General features: G+C 64.7%; 3 protein-coding genes. 2 read left to right on the forward strand and 1 reads right to left on the reverse strand.

The features are described 5' to 3' along the window. Positions 1–1,729 (reverse strand): hypothetical protein (locus FBR05_13845; GenBank protein MDL1873258.1); only part of this gene is annotated, 1,729 nt, incomplete at its 3' end. Between the two features lie 209 nt (positions 1,730–1,938). On the opposite strand from FBR05_13845, the gene FBR05_13850 reads away from it, so the two are divergent. Beyond that, the gene (locus FBR05_13850; protein MDL1873259.1) at positions 1,939–5,895 is read left to right on the forward strand and encodes a hypothetical protein; all 3,957 of its coding nucleotides are present in this window, start codon (positions 1,939–1,941) and stop codon (positions 5,893–5,895) included. 414 nt (positions 5,896–6,309) lie between these two features. Continuing rightward, positions 6,310–7,355 (forward strand): methylenetetrahydrofolate--tRNA-(uracil(54)-C(5))-methyltransferase (FADH(2)-oxidizing) TrmFO (locus FBR05_13855; GenBank protein ID MDL1873260.1); only part of this gene is annotated, 1,046 nt, incomplete at its 3' end.

The following is a 7,355-nucleotide window of genomic DNA, read 5'->3' on the forward strand; positions in this document are numbered from 1 at the left end:
GCAACGAGAGGCGCTGGTTCATCGCGTCGTCGCCCCGGCTGTCGGTATGGCCGACGATGTAGAAGTGGGCGCCGCGCATGTCGGGCGAACGCAGGGTCTCGGCGATACCGCGGATGACCTCGAGGCTGGGTGAGTATTCCTCGCCGCGGCCCGGGGTGGTGTCGCTGGGGGCCCGGCGCGTTCTGGGGAAGATCGAGCTGAAGGCGTCCTCGATCTCCGCCTGCGGGCGGACCTCGCCGCGATGGTCGCGGCCCCAGGCCTCCGCCGCCGCGTTGATCGGGGCGATGTCGGCGTCGCGTACGGAGACGCGGTCCGGGGCGCCCATCGGGCGGGCGGTGATGAAGTGGATCTCGGAGAGCCGCGTGATGGCGCGGATCAGGCTAGGCGCCGCCGTGGTGGGCACGCCCAAGCGGACCAGGGCCATGCGGACCAGGCCGTCGATCAAGCCGCGCTGCTCGCGCAGGTCGGCGCGCTCGTCCTCGAGGCTGGTGCGGAGCGTCTCCAGGGAGTCGCAATCCGTAGGCAGGGGCTCGGGGACGTCGACGCCGGTGACCTCGCGGAAGGAGTAGGGATCGAAGTCGTCGGGGAAGATAGCGCGGGCCGCGATCGTGCGGTTGTCGGCCGTCGAGGGGTCGAAGTCGTCCGGAAACACCTCGCGAGCCTGGCGGGCGCGCTCGGCCGGATCGGTGACAGGATTCTCCGCGCGGCTGCGCAGGTAGCTGCCGTAGAGCCGGCGCAGCTGCTCGACCACCTCGGCGCGGGGCGTCGGGGTCTCGCCGCCGAGCTGGCGCTCGATGTGCTGGGCCAGCGCGGTGCGCAGGGATTCGACCAGCTGCTCTTGGGTCACGCCCTGGACTTCCAGCTGGGTGCGGATGCTCTCGAGGAAGACCGCGTTTTGGGTGTTTTCCTCGCGCAGGCCGGCGTTTTCGGCCTGGAGGCTGTGGATGCGCTGGACAATCTCGCCGCGGCGGTCGACCGAGCAGGCCTCGGAAACCACCGTCGGGGTCGGGGTCAGGGCGCCGCGGAAGGTGAGGGCGCCGCCCAGTTCGACAAAGCCGCTGTTATGCGCGCTACCGAAGACCGTGGGGTTGGCCGCGTAGAAATCGAGGCCCAGCTCGACGGAGCCGACGCGGACATTCAATAGATTCAAATCGGCGCGTGGGGTCAGGGCGAAGCCCAGTTGGTCGTGGAGCTGGAAGCCGCCGTCGACCGTCGAGGTGCCGAAGCCCACGCCCAAGCCGACTTCGATGCCGAAGCGGCTGGGGCCGGCGACGGGGCCGCGTCCCCAGGCCCGGCTCCAATCGAGCTCGAAGCGGGGGGCGAGGCTGAACATATTGACATGGCTTCCGGAGGTGTTTTCTCCGCCGTTCACCCGATTATAGCCCAGCAGGCCGCCGAGGCGCGGGCGGACCGTGCCTCGGGTCAGGTCGTAGAGGGCGCCGCCCGCGACGCTGAAGCCGATCCAGTCGCCGAATTGCGAAATCGGTTGGTAGGCGAAGGGCACGGCGTTTCTTCCGCCGTGGTCCGCAGCCCCCAGCGAGGCGCGGCCGAATAAGGTCACTTGTTGAGGGTCGTCCGTCGCGGCCGCAGCGCTGTCGGTGCCGGCATCGCCGGTCGAGGGATTAGGGCTGCTGGAGGTATCGACGGAGGCGTCCGAGATCGGGGCCCCGGCATCGGGAGAGGTTGCGGAGGCGTCGACGCTCGCGTCGCGCGAAAGAGGGGGGGTCATAGCCGTACTCCTTGGCTGTGCCCCCGCAGAGTGAACGTTTATAAAACGGACAAATTTATGTACTTCTTTTGAGACCAGGATTCCCTGGTTTTGCCTTGTTTATCGCGACCCCCGCCGATTAGTTGCTTCAAAAAAAACTTTTATTTCTTCGAAGCAACTAATCCTGACCGCGGTCGATAGTAAACTCGCAGTCCACAAAAAGGCGCACGATGCAACCCACTCGTCTACTTATGAAGAGGTTCATTATGAACAAGACCCCCAAAGCTTTCTTATGGATCCTCGGGCTTCTTTTTACCGCGGCCTTCGCCGGCCAGGCCCAAGCCACGGTTTACAGCCCGCCCAACAATTATGACCTCTGCCAAAACGCGGGTTGCACCTATCAAGAGCAAACCCTCCGCAAGGCCATTCAGGAAGCTTGCGCCAACTCGGGCGACGACATCATCAACTTCGACAAGTGGAGCACCAGCCATCCCGACAGCAAGGTGATTACGGTCGACGGGCCCCTGGTGATTCCTTCCACCTGCCAAGGCAAGATTCAAATCATAGGCCGCGAGGGTGGCGACGGGGTCGACGTCACCTTGAAGGCCAACGATTCCCGCATCAGCGCCTCGGAGTGCATCCTGGATATCCAATCCAACGGGAACCTCGTCCAGGGCATCAACGTCATTTCCTCGAGCGGCAAGGGTATCTGCGTCAACGGCAACAACAACACCCTGGCCCGCGTTTACATCGGCCGCAAGCGTGTGGCCGGTACCAACGACGGCAACAACATCGGTGTCGAGATCAACGGTAACAACAACAATATGTACGACAGCGTGGTGGTGGCCAGCGCCTCCCACGGCGTCGTCGTGACCGGCGACAGCAACAAGTTCAGCAAAAACTACGTCGGCACCACCAAAGAGAACGAGGCGACCGCCAACCCCGGCAACGGCCATGGCAACGGCGGCGACGGCTTCCGTATCGACGGCGCCCGCAACAAGGTCGGCGGTTCTCCCACCCTGAAGAATTACATCTCGCACAACGGCGGGATCGGCATCGCCGTCATCGGCGGCGCCTCCAACCATTTCAACGACTTGGGCTTCAACAGCATCTACGGCAACGGCGGCCTGGGTATCGACCTGCAGGCCGACGGCCCCACCGGCCCCGGCGCGGGTTCCTGCTCCGGCGGTCCCAACGACTGTCTGCCCTTCCCCTCGATGGTGCGCTCGCAGCCCTACGGCACCAACAACTACGTGATCCAGGCCCGCGGTCCCGCGGGTTCCGAGATCCAGATCTACGCCGTGAAGGCCAGCGACGGCGACACCCACGGCGAGGGCAAGATCTTCCTGGGCAAGCTCAACCTGCCGCTCGGCGAGCCGGGTACCACGAAGAGCTTTTCCTATTTGATCAGCGGCACCAACCTGGTCGCCGGCGTCAAGATCTCGATGCTGGCCTCCCGTCCCGAGCAGGACGGCAGCGACACCGTGATCAACACCTCCGAATTCTCCGGAACCATCGAACTGCATGACGATCCCTCGGATTCGCCCGATCCCCGTCCGACGCCTCCGCTTTGCGGCGACGGCAACGTTGACGAGGACGAGCAGTGCGACGACGGCAACTTAGTCAATGGCGACGGCTGTAGCTCGACCTGTCAGAACGAGCTGCCGGAAACCCCGACTCCGCCGCCGACTGTCACCCCGACCCCGGGCCCGACCCCGACCGTCACCCCGACTCCGGGTCCGACGCCGACGGCCACGCCCGGCCCGACGCCGACCGCGACGCCTGGCCCGACGCCGACGGCCACCCCTGGCCCGACGCCCACGGCGACCCCGACCCCGACGGGTACCCCTGGGCCCACGCCCACGGCGACCCCCGGACCCGGCTGTCACCCGACCAATTTGATCGCGACCGCCGTCTCGGCCTCGCAGATCGACTTGAGCTGGGTGGACAACTGCCCGGATGAGGTCCGCTACACCATCGAGCGCGGCTCGCCCGGCATGGATTGCGCCAACCCCGGCGTGGATGCCACCTTCGTCCAAGTGGCCGAAGTCGGCGCCAACGTCACGGTCTACCACGACCTGGGCGTCCCCACGCCTCCGCTGGCCTCGAACACGACCTACTGCTACCGGGTCCGCGCCGAGTTCAACGGCTCCATCTTCTCGGATTACTCCAACAAGGACGACGCGAAGACCTTCACGGCGCCCGTGGATATTCCGGCCAACCCGACTCACCTGATCGCGACCGCTGTCAGCAGCACGCAGATCGACGTGAACTGGGTGGACAACGCCAACAACGAAGAGGCTTACGAGCTCTGGCGTTCGGTGGGCGACTGCTCCAGCTTCGTCCTGCTGACCGACACCATCCCGGCCAACAGCACCAGCTTCCAGGACACTGGGCTCACGCCCAGCACCCTGTACTGCTACAAGGTGCGTGCGAAGAACTCGGTCGGCACCAGCAGCTTCTCGAACGTCGACGACGCGACGACCTTCCCGGCCCCGACGACGGTCCCGAACCCGGCGACCAACCTGACGGCGACCGCGATCTCCTCGCAGCAGATCGACGTGACCTGGACCGACAATGCGACCAACGAGGACGGCTACAAGATCGAGCGTTCGTCTGACGTCAACTGCTTGCTCGGCGTCGGCTTCGCCGAGGTCGCGACCACCGGTCCCAATACCACCGTATTCCACGACACGGGCCTGACCCCGAGCACCAAGTACTGCTACCGCGTGCGTCCCTTCAACGCTCAGGGCAATGGCTCGTACTCCAACATCGACGATGCCACCACCCTGGATGTGCCCGGCGTCCCGCCGATCGCCCCGATCAATCTGCAGGCGGACGGCGTGACCAGCAGCCGCATCGACGTCCAATTCGTCGACACGGCGGACAACGAGGCGGGCTTCGTGCTCGAAAGGGCTCCCGGCGCCTGCGCCGACGGCAACCCCTTCGCGCCCATCGCCAACCTGCCGGCCTCCGGCGGCATCGGCGGCGGCATCCAGTACCAAGACCTGGGACTGCCTGCGAGCACTACCTTCTGCTACCGCGTGAAGTCCTTCAACATCGCCGGCGATTCGCCCTATAGCAACATCGACGACGGTTCGACCCTGGCGGTGCCCGTCACCGTCCCGAACACGCCGATCGACCTGACGGCGACCGCCGAGAACAGCCACTCGATCAAGGTGACCTGGACCGACTCCTCCAATAACGAGGACCAGTTCGTGGTCCAGCGCGCCGACGGCCTCTGCGCCCAAGGGAATCCGTTCAGCGATATCGCCACGGTTCCCGCGGTCCTGGGCAGCGGCACGACGGTCACCTTCTTCGACAATACGGTCGACGATGCGACCAGCTACTGCTACCGTGTCATCGCGACCAACATCGTGGGCGACAGCCTGCCGTCGAACACCGACGACGCCACCACGCCGGCGGACCCCGTCTGCACGGCCGGCGACGCCGACAACGACAACATCTGCGACGACAGCTTGAACGGCAATCCGGATCCGGATTCGGGCGAAGGGCCTCCGGGCACCGACACCGACGGCGACGGCACGCCTGACGCGGGCGACAACGACTCCGACGGAGACCACATCTCCGACGAAGACGAGGAGGGCGACGGCAACGTCGACACGCCTCCGGTCGACACCGACGGCGACGGCACGCCGGACTTCCGCGACGAGGATTCCGACGACGATGGCATCCCCGACGACGACGAGGACAACGACGACGATCCGAACACGCCTCCGACCGACACGGACGGCGACGGGACCCCGGACTTCCAGGATACCGACTCGGACGACGACGGCATCCCGGACGGCGCCGACGGTACCCCGATCGACAACTGCCGCGTGGTCGTGAACCCGGATCAGAAAGACACCGACCACGACGGTTTGGGCGACGCCTGCGACCCGACCCCGGGCACCAACCCCGGCGATCAGGACGGCGACGGCATTCCGGACAATGTCGACAACTGCCCGACGGTCCCGAACGCGGACCAGACGGACACCGACAAAGACGGGATCGGCGACGCCTGCGACCCGACCCCCGGCACCGGATTCTTCCCGATGCTCGAGGGCGCCGGTTGTAGCCTGAACCAGCTCGGAGCCTCCGGTCTGCAGGGCCTGCTGCCCTTCGGCCTGATGCTGATCCCCGGCGCGGTCTTCGGTTACGTCCGTCGGAAGGCCAAAAAGTAAATAAAAACCGCGGCTCCTGCTTGGGGTGGGAGCCGCGGTTCTTACAGATTCCCTAACACCCCATACCCCCAGAAGGCCCTCTAATTGCGGCCAAAAGCCGCGACGAGAGGGCCTTCGTTTATCTGGGGACCTTTCGAGGGCCGCTTAATTAGCGGCACCCCGGCATAAATATTCTACCTAAAAGGGAAAATAGGCCTTTATCCACAAGTGGCTTTTCGTCTATCCTATATCTGTACAAAATTGGGCCCGCTAAAAAATTTCTTGCCAAGCTCGAGCCATGGGCGTACACCCAATAAAGATTTAAAAAGACCCTATATCCCACACTCCTCTTAACCCCTAGGGCCCCCAACGCAAGTTGGGGGCTCTTTTTTTCAAAATACTGACACCGCCCGCCATTTCCGCTACATTCAGCGCGTGTCGAATCCTTTTTCCTCCGAAGTCACTGTTGTAGGCGCCGGTTTGGCCGGCTCCGAGGCCGCTTGGCAGCTTGTCGGGCGCGGACACCGGGTTCGGCTCGTCGAGATGCGGCCGGCAAAAAAATCCGAGGCCCACAAGACCGGGGATTTTGCCGAGTTGGTCTGCAGCAATTCCCTGCGGGGGGCGGACTTAAAAAATGCAGTGGGGCTCCTGAAAGAGGAGATGCGGCGCCTGGGTTCTCTCGTCATGCGCTCGGCCGATTGCAACGCCGTGCCGGGAGGAGGGGCCTTGGTGGTGGACCGGGAGGGATTTTCGAAATTCATCACCGAAGCGATTCGCGGCCACCCCTTGATCGAATTGGTGAATGAAGAGGTGACCGAGCTGGATGCGGCCCCAGGTTCGCCCCTACTGATCGCCACGGGACCGCTCACCAGTCCGGCGCTCGCCGAGCAGATCGCCCGGCTGACCGGTTCCGAATACCTGTATTTTTACGACAGCATCGCCCCCATCGTGGAGGCCGAGAGCATCAACCTGGACATCGCCTTTCGCGCCTCCCGCTACGACAAGGGCGAGGCGGACTACCTCAATTGCCCGATGAACCGGGAGGAATACGAGGCCTTCGTCGCGGCCCTCGTAGCCGCCGAGAAGGTCCCCACCAAGGACTTCGAGCAGCCGAAGTTCTTCGAGGGCTGCCTGCCGGTCGAGGTGATGGCCGAGCGCGGGCGCGACACCCTGGCCTTCGGGCCGATGAAGCCCGTCGGGCTGATCGACCCGCGCACGGGGAGGCGCCCCCACGCCGTCGTCCAGCTGAGACAGGACGACCTGCATGCGACCCTCTATAATATGGTGGGCTTCCAGACCCGGATGAAATACCCCGAGCAGCAGCGGGTCTTCCGCATGATTCCGGGCTTGGAGCGCGCCGAGTTCGTCCGTCTGGGCAGCATGCACCGCAACACCTTTATCCATTCGCCGCGCCTCTTGAACCCGCGGCTCGAGCTCAAGTCCCACCCCGGGATCTACTTTGCCGGCCAGATGATCGGCGT

This window comes from Deltaproteobacteria bacterium PRO3, assembly GCA_030263375.1.
In the GTDB taxonomy this organism is placed as follows: Bacteria; UBA10199; UBA10199; order DSSB01; family DSSB01; genus DSSB01.